General features: G+C 63.5%; 16 protein-coding genes. 8 read left to right on the forward strand and 8 right to left on the reverse strand.

The window, feature by feature from the left end; translation table 11 throughout:
- Positions 1–167: 167 nt before the first annotated feature.
- Both CTATCC11996_RS11855 and CTATCC11996_RS11860 read right to left on the reverse strand, forming a co-directional pair.
- The gene (locus CTATCC11996_RS11855) at positions 168–773 is read right to left on the reverse strand and encodes a glycine zipper 2TM domain-containing protein (protein ID WP_034349051.1); all 606 of its coding nucleotides are present in this window, start codon (positions 771–773) and stop codon (positions 168–170) included.
- 276 nt (positions 774–1,049) lie between these two features.
- Positions 1,050–1,430 carry a PepSY domain-containing protein gene (locus tag CTATCC11996_RS11860; protein ID WP_034348926.1) on the reverse strand — a complete coding sequence of 127 codons (381 nt, stop codon included), beginning with the start codon at positions 1,428–1,430 and terminating at the stop codon, positions 1,050–1,052.
- 281 nt (positions 1,431–1,711) lie between these two features.
- On the opposite strand from CTATCC11996_RS11860, the gene CTATCC11996_RS11865 reads away from it, so the two are divergent.
- From CTATCC11996_RS11865 to CTATCC11996_RS11875, 3 genes are read left to right on the forward strand one after another with little or no spacing between them, the layout of a single operon-like run.
- Positions 1,712–2,020, forward strand: coding sequence for a PepSY domain-containing protein (locus CTATCC11996_RS11865; RefSeq protein ID WP_003057703.1), 309 nt, complete (start codon positions 1,712–1,714; stop codon positions 2,018–2,020).
- A gap of 28 nt (positions 2,021–2,048) precedes the next feature.
- Complete coding sequence (locus tag CTATCC11996_RS11870; RefSeq protein ID WP_003076364.1) at positions 2,049–2,720, forward strand: response regulator transcription factor; 672 nt, start codon at positions 2,049–2,051, stop codon at positions 2,718–2,720.
- Between the two features lie 5 nt (positions 2,721–2,725).
- Entirely contained in the window at positions 2,726–4,213 is a 1,488-nt protein-coding gene (locus CTATCC11996_RS11875; RefSeq protein ID WP_003076366.1) for a sensor histidine kinase, read from the forward strand.
- A 6-nt stretch (positions 4,214–4,219) separates the two neighbouring features.
- On the opposite strand, the gene CTATCC11996_RS11880 is transcribed toward CTATCC11996_RS11875, so the two are convergent.
- From CTATCC11996_RS11880 to coaBC, 4 genes are all read right to left on the reverse strand, one after another.
- A complete protein-coding gene (locus CTATCC11996_RS11880; protein ID WP_003076368.1) occupies positions 4,220–5,047 on the reverse strand; it encodes a hypothetical protein in 828 nt (275 codons plus the stop codon).
- 30 nt (positions 5,048–5,077) lie between these two features.
- The gene (dut, locus tag CTATCC11996_RS11885; RefSeq protein ID WP_003076370.1) at positions 5,078–5,527 is read right to left on the reverse strand and encodes a dUTP diphosphatase; all 450 of its coding nucleotides are present in this window, start codon (positions 5,525–5,527) and stop codon (positions 5,078–5,080) included.
- A 148-nt stretch (positions 5,528–5,675) separates the two neighbouring features.
- The gene (locus CTATCC11996_RS11890) at positions 5,676–6,194 is read right to left on the reverse strand and encodes a hypothetical protein (RefSeq protein ID WP_003076372.1); all 519 of its coding nucleotides are present in this window, start codon (positions 6,192–6,194) and stop codon (positions 5,676–5,678) included.
- Between the two features lie 23 nt (positions 6,195–6,217).
- Entirely contained in the window at positions 6,218–7,444 is a 1,227-nt protein-coding gene (gene coaBC / locus CTATCC11996_RS11895) for a bifunctional phosphopantothenoylcysteine decarboxylase/phosphopantothenate--cysteine ligase CoaBC (protein WP_003076374.1), read from the reverse strand.
- A gap of 113 nt (positions 7,445–7,557) precedes the next feature.
- On the opposite strand from coaBC, the gene CTATCC11996_RS11900 reads away from it, so the two are divergent.
- The 5 genes from CTATCC11996_RS11900 to CTATCC11996_RS11920 all read left to right on the forward strand — a co-directional run bounded on the left by CTATCC11996_RS11900 (position 7,558) and on the right by CTATCC11996_RS11920 (position 12,859).
- Positions 7,558–9,219, forward strand: coding sequence for a CTP synthase (locus tag CTATCC11996_RS11900; RefSeq protein ID WP_003076376.1), 1,662 nt, complete (start codon positions 7,558–7,560; stop codon positions 9,217–9,219).
- A gap of 150 nt (positions 9,220–9,369) precedes the next feature.
- A complete protein-coding gene (gene kdsA, locus CTATCC11996_RS11905; protein ID WP_003076380.1) occupies positions 9,370–10,227 on the forward strand; it encodes a 3-deoxy-8-phosphooctulonate synthase in 858 nt (285 codons plus the stop codon).
- 435 nt (positions 10,228–10,662) lie between these two features.
- Positions 10,663–11,949, forward strand: a complete 1,287-nt coding sequence (gene eno, locus CTATCC11996_RS11910; protein WP_003057720.1) for a phosphopyruvate hydratase — start codon at positions 10,663–10,665, stop codon at positions 11,947–11,949.
- Positions 11,950–12,069: 120 nt separating this feature from the next.
- Positions 12,070–12,348 (forward strand): septum formation initiator family protein, encoded by a 279-nt coding sequence (locus CTATCC11996_RS11915; protein WP_003076383.1) that lies wholly within the window; start codon positions 12,070–12,072, stop codon positions 12,346–12,348.
- A 64-nt stretch (positions 12,349–12,412) separates the two neighbouring features.
- Positions 12,413–12,859 carry a hypothetical protein gene (locus CTATCC11996_RS11920; RefSeq protein ID WP_003076385.1) on the forward strand — a complete coding sequence of 149 codons (447 nt, stop codon included), beginning with the start codon at positions 12,413–12,415 and terminating at the stop codon, positions 12,857–12,859.
- Between the two features lie 123 nt (positions 12,860–12,982).
- On the opposite strand, the gene hslO is transcribed toward CTATCC11996_RS11920, so the two are convergent.
- Positions 12,983–13,990, reverse strand: coding sequence for an Hsp33 family molecular chaperone HslO (hslO, locus tag CTATCC11996_RS11925; RefSeq protein WP_003076386.1), 1,008 nt, complete (start codon positions 13,988–13,990; stop codon positions 12,983–12,985).
- A 30-nt stretch (positions 13,991–14,020) separates the two neighbouring features.
- Entirely contained in the window at positions 14,021–14,545 is a 525-nt protein-coding gene (locus CTATCC11996_RS11930; protein ID WP_003076388.1) for a gamma carbonic anhydrase family protein, read from the reverse strand.
- Positions 14,546–14,552 lie beyond the last annotated feature (7 nt).

Genomic DNA, 14,552 nt, shown 5'->3' on the forward strand with positions numbered 1-14,552 from the left:
CCCCCAATGAGGGACGACAGCTTCGCTGCGAGGCGGCGGGGCCGCCCAGGCTCTGCTTGCTGTCACTGAGTGACGCTGCGCCACAGGTTCAAGCATTACTCATCGCTTCAGGCAAAGAAATAAAAAGGGACTCCTCGGAGTCCCTTTTGTCATGCGCGCTTGTCTGCTCAGCGACGGAAGATCTGGTTGCCTTCCACACGCACGTATTCGCCGATGCTCAGCTGCGGAGGCTGCTGGTAGTCCAGAGCACGCACGCTGCCGTCCTGCAGCTGCACGGTGACGCGGTAGATATCGCGCACGCTGCCGCCGCCCATGTTGTTTTGCACGGCGTTGCCGGCGAAAGCGCCTGCAGCCACACCGGCGATGGTTGCCAGCGTACGGCCGGAGCCCTTGCCCACCTGGTTGCCCAGCACGCCGCCGATCACGCCACCGGCAATCGCGCCGCCCGCGCCAATGCCGCTGCCGTCCTGCACGCGCACGGTCTCGATATTCATCACACGGCCCTGCTGGGCGTATTGCTGGGGCTGCTGCGAGTAGCAGTTGGGGTTGTTGTAGCCGCAGTTATTGGCGGGATAGGTCTGGACCTGGTTGTTGCCCACGGGGTAGGCCTGTGTGCTGCCAGGGTAGCCAGAGCCCGAATAAGCACCCTGGGAGTAGCCTCCCTGGTAGCCGCCGCTCTGGTAGCCACCCTGGGGATAGGCCGCGCAGGCCGACAGAGCCGCAACGATTGCGCTCACCATGGCCAACCGGCCCCAGCGTTGATTGATTTGCATGGAAATCTCCTGATTGGCGCATGCACATTCCATGCGCCGCAGTCCCTGTTATGAGTTGCTCTGCAAACCTTGCTCGGTCTGCCTTTCCATTGCAACGCAGCACCGGCTCGCCAGGACGACAGGTTTCACATTTGCTCACAATACTTTGAGCAAAGCACAGCCGTTTACAACTCTTCAAACCATAGCGCCTTGCCCTGTCCAGCACTCATTTTCGATACAGATATCATTTGAAACCGCCATCACAAAGCGCTGGAAGCTATCAAACATATAGCAATCTCAGCCTTTGGTGCGTACGCGCAGTACTTCGCCGCTGCGGCCGTCGACATAGAGCTTCACAAAGCGCCCATCGCTGGCCGTGGCCTTGACCTTGTAGAGGCCGTCGTCCCATTCCACTTCCTGAAATTCGCGATAGCCGGCCTTCTCCAGCCGGTCGCAGACATCGCGGATGGACAGGGTAGGCCCGAGCGCCATGCCGCGCACGGCGGCCACCGAGGCCGAGGCACGGTCCGCCAGGGAGTTTTCTGCGGCCAGGCAGGTGCCCGCGGACAGCAGCGCGGCGCCCCCAAGCAGGGCAATGCCGCCGCCGCGCTGCATGGACCGGTATAGCGACAGGGCGCGAGCGGACATAGCAAAGACGGGGGTTTGGAGACGAGACATGAAAACTCCTGAGGTCGGTTGGTGAACGATGGGTACAAGAAGACGGCCCGCCGGGCGAGAGGTGCTCTGTTACGGGTTGCAGCCAATTGTTCGCCTTCCCTTCTGAACCGTTTCTGAAGCCGCCATTCAGCTTTCATTCATCGATGCAGGCCTATAACCTTGGCTGCAGCACGCAACCAGACCTCATCACCTCCCACTCCAGCCCGCTCGCCATGTCTTTTTTCAACGCTTCGAATGACCCGCAATCTGCGCACCGCCCACGCCGGCGCGCCCTTCATGCCGTGCTGGCCATGCTGCTGGCAACGGCAGGCTTTGCCGCGCTGAGCCTGTGGCCCGCCACCTCGGATGCCGGCGACAACGATCACGAACTCGCCCGCCAGGCCTTGCGCCAGGGGCAGGTGCTGCCGCTGCGCACCGTTCTGGATCAGGTCGAGCAGCAATACCAGGGCCAGGTCATCAAGGTGGAGTTCGACCGCGAGGACGGCCGCTTTGTCTACGAGATCCGGCTGCTGCAAAGCGATGGCAAGGTGGTCAAGCTGGAGATCGATGCCAGCAACGGCAGCCTCATCAGCATGAAGCGCAAGAAGTGAATCCCGGCACTCAGGAAGGCTGTAGAGCATGCGAATTCTGCTGATTGAAGACGAACCCACGCTGCGTGAGCAGTTGCATCAGGCCCTGCTGCAGGCCGGCCACACCGTGGAAACGGCCGCCGATGGCGAGACGGCGCAATACCTGGGCGAGGTGGAGAGCTTCGACGCCGCGGTGCTGGACCTGGGCCTGCCGATGCGCGACGGGCTGAGCGTGCTGCGCGCCTGGCGCGCTCAGGGCCGCACCATGCCGGTGCTGATCCTTACCGCCAGAGCCGCCTGGCATGAAAAAGTCGCGGGCATGGATGCCGGAGCCGACGACTATCTGGCCAAACCCTTCCACATGGAAGAGTTGCTGGCGCGTCTGCGCGCCCTGCTGCGACGTCTGAGCCCGCATGCCAGCGCGCTGTGGCAATGCGGCTCCATCACCCTGGACTCGCGCCAGGCCCGTGTCACCGTCGAAGGTCAGGCGCTGACGCTGACCAGCCATGAATTCAAGGTACTGACCATGCTGATGCAGCGCATGGGCGCCGTGGTCTCGCGCACCGAGCTGTCCGAGCATATCTATCCGCAGGACAGCGACCGCGACTCCAACACCATCGAGGTCTTTGTCGGGCGGCTGCGGAAAAAACTGCCTGCAGGCTCGATCGAAACCGTGCGCGGCCTGGGCTATCGCCTGGTTGCGCCATCCAACCAAGAATAAAGCCTATGTCCGAGCACACCCTGAACTCCCCCATGACCCAGCAGCCGCCACCGCTGAGCGCGGGCTCCTGGAAGAACTCGCTGCGCCTGCGACTGCTGGCCGGCGCCCTGATATGGGTGCTGGCAGCACTGCTGCTCACGGGATGGGGCCTGCGCACGCTGTTTGCCGAGCATCTGACTCAGCAACTACGCGGCCAACTGGTGGCCAAGCTCGACCGCCTCAGCGGCGCCGTCAACTACCAGCCCGATCAGGCCGTCCCGGTCACGGTCTCCCCCTTCTCCGGCGACCCCTTGCTGCAGCAGCCGCTGTCGGGCATGTACTGGCAGGTGGACCAGCTTGACGCTGCCGGCCAACAGACCGTGCAGGCCGGCATCCAGCGTTCGCGCTCGCTCTGGGATCAGACCCTGGACTGGCCTTTCTTCAAGGCCGACAAGGTCTGGGAGCCCACACTGCCCCTGCATGCACCGGCAAGCTACGGCCATATGTCGGACGGCAATGGCAACACCCTGGTGATCGTGACGCGTACCGTACAGCTGCCCGAGGCCGATGCCCCGCCGCTGCGCCTGATGATTGCTGCCGACGCGGCCATGCTGGCCACGCCGCTGCAGCGCTTTACCAAGATGCTGGTGGCCGCGCTGTGCATGCTAGCAGCGGGGCTGATCGCCGCCGTGGTCGTGCAGCTGCAGCTGGCACTGGCTCCGCTGGCCGCCCTGCGCCGTCAGCTGGCCTCCGTGAGCCAGGGCGAAGCTTCTGAAATCAGGGGGGAACACCCGGCAGAAATCATGCCCCTGGTTCAGGAGTTCAACCATGTGCTGCGCATGAATGCCGAGATGGTGGAGCGGGCCCGCACCCAGGCGGGCAATCTGGCCCATGCAGTCAACACCCCGCTGAGCATCATGGGCAACGCGGCGGCGCAGCAGGACAGCCCGCTGGCGACCCTGGTGCGCGAGCAGGTCGCCAGTGCCAGCCGCCAGGTCGAATATCACCTGGCCCGTGCCCGTGCCGCCGCAGCAGCGGCGCAGCAGGGTCATGGCCTGCGCACCGCGCTGGCCGGCCCGCTGCACTCCCTGGTGCACACCATGGACAAGCTGCATGCGGCGCGCAGCATACGCTTTGAGCTGCAGGGGGATGCCACCCAATGGGACTTCAAGGGTGACTCCCAGGACCTGATGGAGATGCTGGGCAATCTGCTGGACAACGCCGGCAAATGGGCCAGGTCGAAGGTTGTGCTCAAGGTTCAGCCGGCAAGCGAGGACAGCCAGCGCCTGACGCTATGCATAGACGACGATGGCCCGGGCATTGCACCCGAGTTGCGCGAGCGCATCTTTGCGCGCGGCGAGCGGCTTGACGAACAGCGACCCGGCGCCGGCCTGGGCCTGGACATCGTGCGCGATCTGGTTCAGACCTATGGCGGCAGCATCCAGGCGCTGCCGTCGCCGCTGGGCGGGCTGCGCATGCAACTGCAACTGCCTGGCGCCAGGCACCAGGACTGAAGTCGATCAAAGACTGCGCAGCACCTGCGCCAGGGTATCGGTCTGGGGAAACAGCCAATCGGCGAGCAGCCCCAGCGCCACGGCCGCGACCAGGGCGCCCAGCACGGGCTTCCAGCTGATGCGCAAGGCTGCCAGCAGCCAGCCTTCGCGCTCCACCACATAGAGGGTTCGGGTCATCAGCAGCGCAAACGCCACCTCTACCGCCACGGTCAGAAACAGATCGGCACCGAACACCAGCCACACCAGCGAGCCCATGCCCGTGACCGCCACCAGCAGGACGGCAAACACCAGCAGTACCGGCACGAGCACCACGGCGCCTTCGTCGAGTCCGTCCAGCCCCGACACATCGACATCGGGCAGCTTCAGGCCCGATGACGCAGGCGCGATATCAGGCACGGCCGCACCATCGTCCCAGTGACCGCCCGCACCGCCGCCGCCGTAGGAGCCTCCCTGCCCGCTTTCAAGGCCCGCAGTATTCGCAGTATCGGCACCGCCTGATTTGCCACTGGAGCCGGGGACATCGGACCCGGCATCGCCCGTATCCCAGTCGCGGCGCAGCATGCAGCCGGCCCACAGGCGCACCAGCAACAGATAAAGCAGATAGCCGCAGGCCAGCGCCAGCCCATAGCGCAGCCCCATGCTGTGCACACCGGCATGCAGCAGGCACAGACTGATCAGGGACATGGCAGCCAGACTCAGGCCGCCGGTCAAAGCGGCATGCAGATGCAGCCAGTGGCGTTTTTGCAGGCGCCGCCGCATATGCTGGTCGCGGCCCAGCTGCACCTGGGTCCAGGAGGCAGAGCGACGGCGGCTCTGACGGCTCTGGCGACTCATGGGGCGCGAGGTACAGGCCTTTGGACAGGCTTACTGCTTGCCGGTGGAGCCGTAGCCGCCTTCGCCACGCTCGCTGGCGTCGGCAAAGTCATCCACCAGATTGAACTGTGCCTGCACCACGGGCACGATGACCAGCTGGGCCAGACGGTCCATGGGCTGCAGCGTGAAGGCGGTCTGCGAACGGTTCCAGGCGCTGACCATGAGCTGGCCCTGGTAGTCGGAGTCGATCAGGCCGACCAGATTGCCCAGCACGATGCCGTGCTTGTGGCCCATGCCCGAGCGCGGCAAGATGAGCGCCGCGTAATTGGGATCCTTGAGGTGCATGGCCATGCCGGTGGGGATCAGCTGCCACTGGCCGGGCTCCAGCGTCACGGGGGCATCGATGCAGGCGCGCAGGTCCAGGCCGGCGCTGCCGGCAGTGGCGTAGGCGGGCAGGTTGTCGCGCAGGCGCGCATCGAGAATCTTTACATCAACGTTCATAAGTATCTGGCCAGTCTTGTCTGTATTGAAACAAGGCCCGTGAGCCGGGCCTTGCATTCATTGCGGCAGCTGCCGTGCAGCCGCCAGCGGTTTTCCTGAAGGGCGCCATTGTGCCCTGTGCAGGGCAAGCGTCGGCGCCTGGCGCCTGTCAGCGGCCTTGCAGGCGCTTGAGCACACCGCCCACCAGCGACATCAGGCCCATGATGGCGAGCAGCACGCCAAAGCCCTGGATGAACTGGGAGAGGATCATCCCGCCCACGATCAGCGCCAGCGAGCCCGGAGACACCCAGGGCTTGCGACCGTTCTGGGCCTTCTGTCCCTCGATCTCGCGCTCCATGGCCTTGAAGCGCTGCTGCGCCTCCTGCTTGGTCACGGCCGTATTGGGGCGCCGTGCAGCGGCCGTGCGCTGGGCCGCTTGACCGGCCGCCGTGGTTCGCGCTCCCTGCACCTGCTGCGCCTGCTCGGCCATGTCGCGCGCCTTCTGCAAGGTGCTGCGCAGCTGCGACATGGGTGAGGCGGCTTGCGAGCCGGGCGTGACGACCGCGGTCTGAATCGCTCCGTCGATGCTGCGCAGCGTGCGGCGGTACTCGGGACTGGCTCGCATCAGCTGATCCACATACGCCACATAGTCGCCATTGCGCGGGCCTTCATAGCTGGAGAGATTCATGTTCGGACTCCTGGGATCACGGGTCAGGGACGCTTGGCGCTCAGGCGCTGCGCAATTTCATCGACCAGCTGGCGCGCCAGCACGTCCTTGCTGGCATGGGGCAGCTCCTTGGAGCCCTGATCGTCGATCAGCAGCAGGGCATTGTCGTCCTTGCCGAAGGTGGCGGGGCCGATATTGCCCACCAGCAGCGGCACGCTCTTGCGCAGGCGCTTGGCACTGGCGTGCTTGAGCAGATCATGACTTTCGGCAGCAAAGCCCACGCAATACAGCTTGCCGGACCGGGCCTGATCGGACTGGGCCACGCCGGCAAGAATGTCGGGGTTCTCGACAAAATCCATGGCCGGTACATCGCCCGAGCCATCCTTCTTGATCTTCTGATCGGAAAACTCGGCCGGACGCCAGTCGGCAACAGCGGCCGTGGCAATGAAGATCGAGGCCCCCGCCACCAGGGACTGCACGGCAGTCTGCATCTGGCGCGCCGACTGCACGTCGACACGGGTCACTCCGCGCGGCGTGGGCAGATGCACCGGGCCGGCCACCAGCGTGACCTGGGCACCGGCCTCGCGCGCTGCACGGGCAATCGCGAAGCCCATCTTGCCACTGGACAGGTTGGTGATGCCGCGCACCGGATCGATCGCCTCGAAGGTCGGGCCTGCCGTCACCAGCAGATGCTGGCCCTGCAGGCTCTTGGCCGTGAAGTGCGCCGCCAGCTCCTCCATGATTTCCTCGGGCTCCAGCATGCGGCCATCGCCAGTCTCGCCGCAGGCCTGGCTGCCGTTGCCCACGCCCAGCACCTGGGCACCGTCGGCTTGCACCTGAGCCAGATTGCGCTGGGTCGCGGGGTGGGCCCACATCTCGCGGTTCATGGCCGGGGCCAGCAGCAGGGGGACGCTCTCCATGGGGCGGGCCAGGCACATCAGGCTGAGCAACTCGTCCGAGCGACCCTGCACCAGGCGCGCGATGAAGTCCGCGCTGCAGGGCGCGATGAGGATGGCATCGGCGTCCCGGCTCAGATTGATGTGGGGCATGTTGTTGGGTTCGCGCACATCCCACTGGGAGGTGTAGACTGCGCGCCCAGAAAGCGCCTGCATGGTGACGGCCGTCATGAACTGCTCGGCAGCCTCCGTCATGACCACTTGCACCGTGGCACCGGCCTGGACCAGCAAGCGGCACAGCATGGCCGATTTGTAACAAGCCACGCCTCCGGAGAGACCCAGCACCAGATGTTTGCCTGCGAACACGTCATTCATGCTGCGCAATTTATCAGACCTGAGCGGCTTTGCCGCCGCACAAGCATCCCTGTACGCCACGCCGAAATTCGTGGCGAACCTATAATCCTGTTTTACCACCACCAAAAAAAGACATGACCAAGTTCGTCTTCGTCACCGGCGGTGTGGTGTCTTCCCTCGGTAAGGGAATCGCCTCAGCCTCCCTTGCAGCGATCCTCGAGTCGCGCGGTCTCAAAGTCACCCTCATCAAGCTCGATCCCTACATCAACGTGGACCCGGGCACCATGTCGCCCTTCCAGCACGGTGAAGTGTTTGTGACCGATGACGGAGCCGAGACCGATCTGGACCTGGGCCACTATGAGCGTTTCATCGAAACGCGCATGCGTCAGAGCAACAACTTCACCACGGGCCGCATCTATCAGTCCGTGCTGGAAAAGGAACGCCGTGGCGACTATCTGGGCAAGACCGTGCAGGTCATCCCCCATGTCACCAACGAAATTCAGGAATACATCAAGCGCGGCGCGGGCCTGGGCACCGACCACGAAGTGGATGTGGCCATCTGCGAAGTCGGCGGCACCGTGGGCGACATCGAGTCCCTGCCCTTCCTGGAAGCTGCGCGTCAGCTGGCGCTCAAGCTCGGCCCCAACAACTCCGCCTTTGTGCACCTGACCTACCTGCCGTTCATCGAGACGGCCGGCGAGCTCAAGACCAAGCCCACCCAGCACACCGTGCAGAAGCTGCGCGAAATCGGCATCCAGCCCGATGCGCTGCTGTGCCGCGCCAAGCACCAGGTGCCTGAAGAGGAAAAGAGCAAGATCTCCCTCTTCACCAATGTGCCCGAGTGGGGTGTGATCTCCATGTGGGACGTGGACACCATCTACAAGGTGCCGCGCATGCTGCACGAGCAGGGTCTGGACGGCCTGATCTGCGACAAGCTGCGCCTGAACACGCCTCCCACCAATCTCAAGCGCTGGGACGATCTGGTCTATGAGACCGAGCATCCCCAGGGCGAAGTCAAGATTGCCATGGTGGGCAAGTACGTGGAACTGTCCGACGCCTACAAGTCGGTCAACGAAGCGCTCAAGCACGCCGGCATGCGCAACCATGTTCGCGTGAAGATCACGCATGTGGACTCGGAAACCATCCACGACGCGGATGCCACCAAGCTGCTCAAGGACTACGACGGCATTCTGGTGCCCGGCGGCTTCGGCTCGCGCGGCGTGGAAGGCAAGATCTCTACGGCCAAGTTTGCCCGCGAGAACAAGGTGCCCTACCTGGGCATCTGCCTGGGCATGCAGGTCGCCACCATCGAGTACGCCCGCCATGTGGCAGGCCTCGCTGGCGCCAACTCCACCGAGTTCGATTCGGCCACCCCCAACCCCGTGATCGCCCTGATCACCGAGTGGAAGGATGCGGACGGCACGATCAAGACCCGTGACGAGAACTCCGACCTGGGCGGCACCATGCGTCTGGGCGCACAGTCTTCCGACGTGCAAAAGGGCACGCTGGCGCACAGCATCTACGGTGACGTGGTGACCGAGCGTCACCGCCACCGCTATGAAGCCAACACCCAGTATCTGGACCAGCTGCGCGAAGCCGGCCTGGTGATCTCGGCCCTGACCCAGCGCGAACAGCTGACCGAAATCGTCGAGCTGCCCGCCAAGGTCCACCCCTGGTACATCGGTGTGCAGTTCCACCCCGAGTTCAAGTCCACCCCCTGGGATGGTCACCCGCTGTTCAACGCCTTCATCAAGGCGGCCATGGACAACAAGGCCCAGTCGGGCAAGAAGGCCTGATTCCCTTCCTTCGGAATCAATCCTGAAATAGGAGCTGCCAGCGCTTGAAAATCAATGACTTCAGCATCAAATGATGTTGAAACCATTCAATGTAGAGCGCTGGCAGCTTCAGTTTTTGAAGCATGCGCGGCGTGCAAAAAGGAACCCACCATGAAACTCTGCGGCTTTGATATTGGTCTGGACAAGCGCTTCTTTCTGATCGCCGGCCCTTGCGTGGTCGAATCCGAACAGCTGCAGATGGACGTGGCCGGGCAACTCAAGGAAATTACTGCCTCTCTGGGCATCCACTTCATCTTCAAGAGCAGCTTCGACAAGGCCAACCGCTCCTCGGGCACCAGCTTTCGCGGCCCCGGCATGGAAAAAGGCCTGGAGATCCTCGCCAAGGTGAAGAAGGAATTGAACGTGCCCATCCTCACCGATGTGCACACCGAAGCCGAAGTGCCTTACGTGGCGTCTGTCGTCGACATGCTGCAGACCCCCGCCTTCCTGTGCCGCCAGACGGACTTCATCCGCGCCGTGGCCCAGTCGGGCAAGCCCGTGAACATCAAGAAGGGCCAGTTCCTGGCCCCGCATGACATGAAGAATGTCATCGACAAGGCCCGTGCTGCAGCGGTGGAAGCGGGCCTGCCCGCAGACAGCTTCACGGCCTGCGAACGCGGCGCCAGCTTTGGCTACAACAACCTGGTCAGCGACATGCGCTCGCTGGCCATCATGCGCGAGACCGGCGCCCCTGTCGTGTTCGACGCCACCCACAGCGTGCAGCTGCCCGGCGGCAACGGCACATCCAGCGGCGGCATGCGCGAGATGGTGCCCGTGCTCTCGCGTGCGGCCGTGGCCGTGGGCGTGGCAGGCCTGTTCATGGAAACCCACCCCGATCCCTGCAACGCCCTGTCGGACGGCCCCAATGCCGTGCCGCTCAAGCACATGAAGGCACTGCTCGAAACCCTGGTGGCGCTGGACGATGTGACCAAACGCAACGGCTTCCTGGAAGACCACTTCCAGGCCTGAGCATGCATACACAGCGCATCAGCAGCGACATGACGGCCTTGCAGCAGGCCTGCACGTCCATACGCCCCGGCCGCCCCAGGACGGGCACCGGCGCCTGAGCAGATGATGCCCCCCGGCATGACCGACACGATAAAGCGTGGCGTCATGCCTTTTTTGTATCCGCTTTTGTGTCCGAATGCTTGCACAGAAACGTCTTGCGCAAGAAATTCGACTGCTGCAACACGTCAAGGCAAAAGCGGCCCACCAAATTTGTGCACAATAGCCGCCGCAGCCTCTTCCATACTCGTCGCGTGCACGGCGCGCGCGCAGCATGTGGAGAAGAGTCGGCTTCACAATTTTGATAGCAGCTTGCGCTTAATGCACAAGCGCTTGGGCGTGATTTCATGAAAGAAGTCAGCCTGCACGTACCGATTTCAGAAACCCAAAGGAAATGCAATGAGTGCCATTGTTGACATCGTAGGCCGCGAAGTGCTGGACAGCCGCGGCAACCCCACCGTTGAGTGCGACGTGCTGCTGGAATCCGGCGTGATGGGCCGTGCCGCCGTGCCCTCGGGCGCATCCACCGGCTCGCGCGAAGCCATTGAACTGCGTGATGGCGACAAGAGCCGTTACCTGGGCAAGGGTGTCCTGAAGGCTGTTGAGCACATCAACACCGAAATCTCCGAAGCCGTGCTGGGCCTGGATGCTTCCGAGCAGGCTTTCCTGGACAAGACCCTGATCGACCTGGACGGCACCGACAACAAGAGCCGCCTGGGCGCCAACGCCATGCTGGCTGTCTCCATGGCCGTGGCCCGCGCCGCTGCCGAAGAAGCCGGCCTGCCCCTGTACCGCTACTTCGGCGGCATGGGCGGCGTGCAGCTGCCCGTGCCCATGATGAACGTGATCAACGGCGGCGCCCACGCGAACAACTCGCTGGACCTGCAAGAGTTCATGATCATCCCCGTGGGTGCCCCCACATTCCGTGAAGCCGTGCGCTGGGGCGCCGAAGTCTTCCACGCGCTGAAGGCCATCATCCACCACAATGGCATGTCCACCGCCGTGGGCGACGAAGGCGGTTTCGCACCCTCCGTGGAAAACCACGAAGCCGCGATCCAGCTGATCATCGAAGCCATCGAAAAGGCCGGCTACAAGCCCGGCGAGCAGATCGCCCTGGGCCTGGACTGCGCAGCATCCGAGTTCTACAAGGACGGCATGTACGTGCTGGCCGGCGAAGGCAATATGACACTGACTTCGACCCAGTGGACCGACATGCTGGCCGGCTGGTGCGACAAGTACCCCATCATCTCCATCGAAGACGGCATGCACGAAGGCGACTGGGATGGCTGGAAGATCCTGACCGAGCGCCTGGGCGCCAAGGTTCAGCTGGTGGGTGACGACCTGTTCGTGACCAACACCAAGATCCTCAAGGAAGGCATCGAAAAGCGCATCGCCAACTCGATCCTGATCAAGATCAACCAGATCGGCACCCTGACCGAGACCTTCGCCGCCATCGAGATGGCCAAGCGCGCCGGCTACACCGCCGTGATCTCGCACCGCTCTGGCGAAACCGAAGACAGCACCATTGCCGACATCGCCGTGGGCCTGAATGCTGGTCAAATCAAGACCGGCTCCATGAGCCGCTCCGACCGTATCGCCAAGTACAACCAGCTGCTGCGCATCGAGGAAGATCTGGGCGATGTCGCCGAGTACCCCGGCCGCGCTGCCTTCTACAACCTGCGCTAAACAAGAGCCCCCCCTGAGCCGCTTCGCACCTTCCCCCTTTAGGGGGGACGACACCCTTGCTGCGGGGCGGCCCTTGCCCGGTGTCTCTTGCTAACAAGCTACTTTTAAGCCACCTTTTCTATGGTCAACCGCGTCGTCTGCGTCACTTTACTGGTCTTGCTGACCGCCATTCATGCCCAGCTCTGGCTGGGCAATGGCAGCATGGCCTATGTGCACGAGCTGCAGCAGCAGATCAATGATCAGTACGCGGCCAACGCCCTCGAAAAATCGGAAAACGACAGACTGCAGTCCGAGGTCAACGACCTCAAGGACGGCCTGTCCACCGTGGAAGAAAAGGCCCGTTACGAGCTGGGCATGGTCAAACCCAATGAAATCTATATTCAGGTTTCCAAGCGCTGAGCCGGCGCCCGCTCTGCCTCAAAGCCAGCCCCGAGCTGGCTTTGCTGTTCCTGCACCCACTCTGGTGCTGCTGGGTGCACCTCATGCCCTGGCACGCGGCATGGCGCATGGCCTGTTGCAGGCCCGCCTGGATGCGGGTCATGCCACGCCCTGGCAATGCAGTGCACCTGCAGCCGGCGACGAATGGCCGGCCGACGCCCTGGTCTATGTGCTGGGCCAGGACTGGCGCGATGCCGACCCGGACCTCGCCATCGCTGAGCAGATCAGCCGATGGCGTGCGCTGCTGCAAGCACGCTCGCAGAGCTATGTGATGCTGTACGGCAGACCTTCTGCCCAATGGCAGCAACTGGCTGCCTCTTTGAAATTCATAGAACCGGCCGCAGACTGGGACTGGATTTCAAGCCAGAACCCCTGGAGTTCCAGCCAGAAAATACGCCGCAAAGCCTGCGAGCAATGCGGCGACCCCGAGTGCGAACTGGCGCTGTTCGAGGCCTTGAAAAGCGCCCCTTGAGGCGCCTCGCGCCCTATCACCTATCTCTTCTGAGCTGAAAGACAGCTGCGCTGCCCCGACCTGAGCCCTTGCTGGGTGTCTCCACCACAATCACAGATCAATAGCCGCAAGCACAATGCCCAGTTACTGCACCGAGCTGGAGCTGGGCGGCTGCTTTTGCACTTCGGTGAACAGACGCGCCGCATCGATGGCGTCGAACTGGTATTGCTGACCGCAGAAGTCGCAGCCCACTTCGATCTTGCCGCGCTCGGCCACGATGGAGTCAACCTCCTCCTCGCCCAGCGACGTCAGCATGGCGGCCACTCGGTCACGGCTGCAGGTGCAGGCGAAACGCGGGGCCTGCTCGTCGGCCTGAGGAGCAAAGCGCAGCAGCTTCTCCTCCCAGAACAGGCGCCGCAAAATGGTCTCCACATCCAGCGTCAGCAGCTCTTGCTGCGTCAGGCTGGAGGCCAGCGTGGCAACGCGGTTGTATTCCTCGTTCAGGCCCTGGGCATCGTGCTCGGCCTCGCCGCTTTCGGTGGCTGCAGCCAGATTCGCCTCGCCCTTCACAGGCATGCGCTGCAGCATCAGGCCGGCAGCGATCTGGTCATTGGCGGCAAGCACCATCACGGTGTCGAGCTGCTCGGACTGCATCATGTAGAACTGCAGCGCATCCGACAGGCGCTCGAAGCGACCGCCGGCTCCATCGTTGAGCGGCACCACGCCCTGATAGGGGTTCTGGCCGGGCTGGCGGTCCTTGGGATCCAGCGTGACGGCGCAGCGGCCCGCGCCATGGGCATTGACCAGCTCCGCCAGCGGGGCCAGCTGGCCGCGCAGGGGCAGATTGGCCTCTCCCACCAGCGTTGCCGTGGCACGCAGGCTCAGATCCGACTGCACTTCTGCCACGGCCAGTTTGACCGGGCCGTCACCCATGACCTGAAACACCAGCGCGCCATTGAACTTGATGTTGGACTGCATGAGCACGCCAGCCGCCGTCATCTCGCCGAGCAAGGTGCTGACGGCCTCGGGGTAGGCGCCGGTATCCTTGTTGCCGGCACGGCGCTGCAGGATTTCCTGCCAGGAGTCAGTCAGGCGAACAATGGCACCACGCACGGGCAGGCCGTCAAAAATGAATTTATGCAGTTCAGACACGCTAATCGATTCCGGTAAAAAGCTGGGCCCTCAGCCCAGCTTGCGCAAGCCGCGCTTGAAGCGGCGAGCATTTTCAACATAGTTCCTGGCGCTCTGGCGCAGACCTTCGATCTGCTCGGGCGAGAGCTGGCGCACGACCTTGGCGGGGCTGCCGAGGATCATGGAGCCGTCGGGGAATTCCTTGCCCTCGGTCACCAGCGAGCCTGCGCCCACCAGGCAGTTCCTGCCTATCCTGGCGCCGTTGAGCACCACAGCACCGATGCCGATAAGCGAGCCATCGCCAATCGAGCAGCCATGCAGCATTACTTGGTGGCCAACCGTCACATTGCAACCCACCGTCAGCGGCTTGCCGAAATCGGCATGCAGCACGCTGGCATCCTGGATGTTGGAGCCCGCGCCGATGCTGATGTTTTCGGTGTCCCCGCGGATGACGACTCCGAACCAGACGCTGGCGTCCTTGTCCAGCTTGACGCGGCCCATGACCTCGGCGCTGTCGGCCACCCAGGCGGTCTCGTCGATCTGCGGCGCAACGCCGTCGAGTTCGTAAATTGCCATCTGCTTG

The organism is Comamonas testosteroni ATCC 11996 (genome assembly GCF_000241525.1).
Classification (GTDB): domain Bacteria; phylum Pseudomonadota; class Gammaproteobacteria; order Burkholderiales; family Burkholderiaceae_C; genus Comamonas; species Comamonas testosteroni.

Coding starts and splice junctions, on each gene's coding strand:
- CTATCC11996_RS11855 (WP_034349051.1), bottom strand. CDS start 773: ATGCAAATCAATCAACGCTGGGGCCGGTTGGCCATGGTGAGCGCAATC.
- CTATCC11996_RS11860 (WP_034348926.1), bottom strand. CDS start 1,430: ATGTCTCGTCTCCAAACCCCCGTCTTTGCTATGTCCGCTCGCGCCCTG.
- CTATCC11996_RS11870 (WP_003076364.1), top strand. CDS start 2,049: ATGCGAATTCTGCTGATTGAAGACGAACCCACGCTGCGTGAGCAGTTG.
- CTATCC11996_RS11875 (WP_003076366.1), top strand. CDS start 2,726: ATGTCCGAGCACACCCTGAACTCCCCCATGACCCAGCAGCCGCCACCG.
- CTATCC11996_RS11880 (WP_003076368.1), bottom strand. CDS start 5,047: ATGAGTCGCCAGAGCCGTCAGAGCCGCCGTCGCTCTGCCTCCTGGACC.
- dut (WP_003076370.1), bottom strand. CDS start 5,527: ATGAACGTTGATGTAAAGATTCTCGATGCGCGCCTGCGCGACAACCTG.
- CTATCC11996_RS11890 (WP_003076372.1), bottom strand. CDS start 6,194: ATGAATCTCTCCAGCTATGAAGGCCCGCGCAATGGCGACTATGTGGCG.
- coaBC (WP_003076374.1), bottom strand. CDS start 7,444: ATGAATGACGTGTTCGCAGGCAAACATCTGGTGCTGGGTCTCTCCGGA.
- CTATCC11996_RS11900 (WP_003076376.1), top strand. CDS start 7,558: ATGACCAAGTTCGTCTTCGTCACCGGCGGTGTGGTGTCTTCCCTCGGT.
- kdsA (WP_003076380.1), top strand. CDS start 9,370: ATGAAACTCTGCGGCTTTGATATTGGTCTGGACAAGCGCTTCTTTCTG.
- eno (WP_003057720.1), top strand. CDS start 10,663: ATGAGTGCCATTGTTGACATCGTAGGCCGCGAAGTGCTGGACAGCCGC.
- CTATCC11996_RS11915 (WP_003076383.1), top strand. CDS start 12,070: ATGGTCAACCGCGTCGTCTGCGTCACTTTACTGGTCTTGCTGACCGCC.
- CTATCC11996_RS11930 (WP_003076388.1), bottom strand. CDS start 14,545: ATGGCAATTTACGAACTCGACGGCGTTGCGCCGCAGATCGACGAGACC.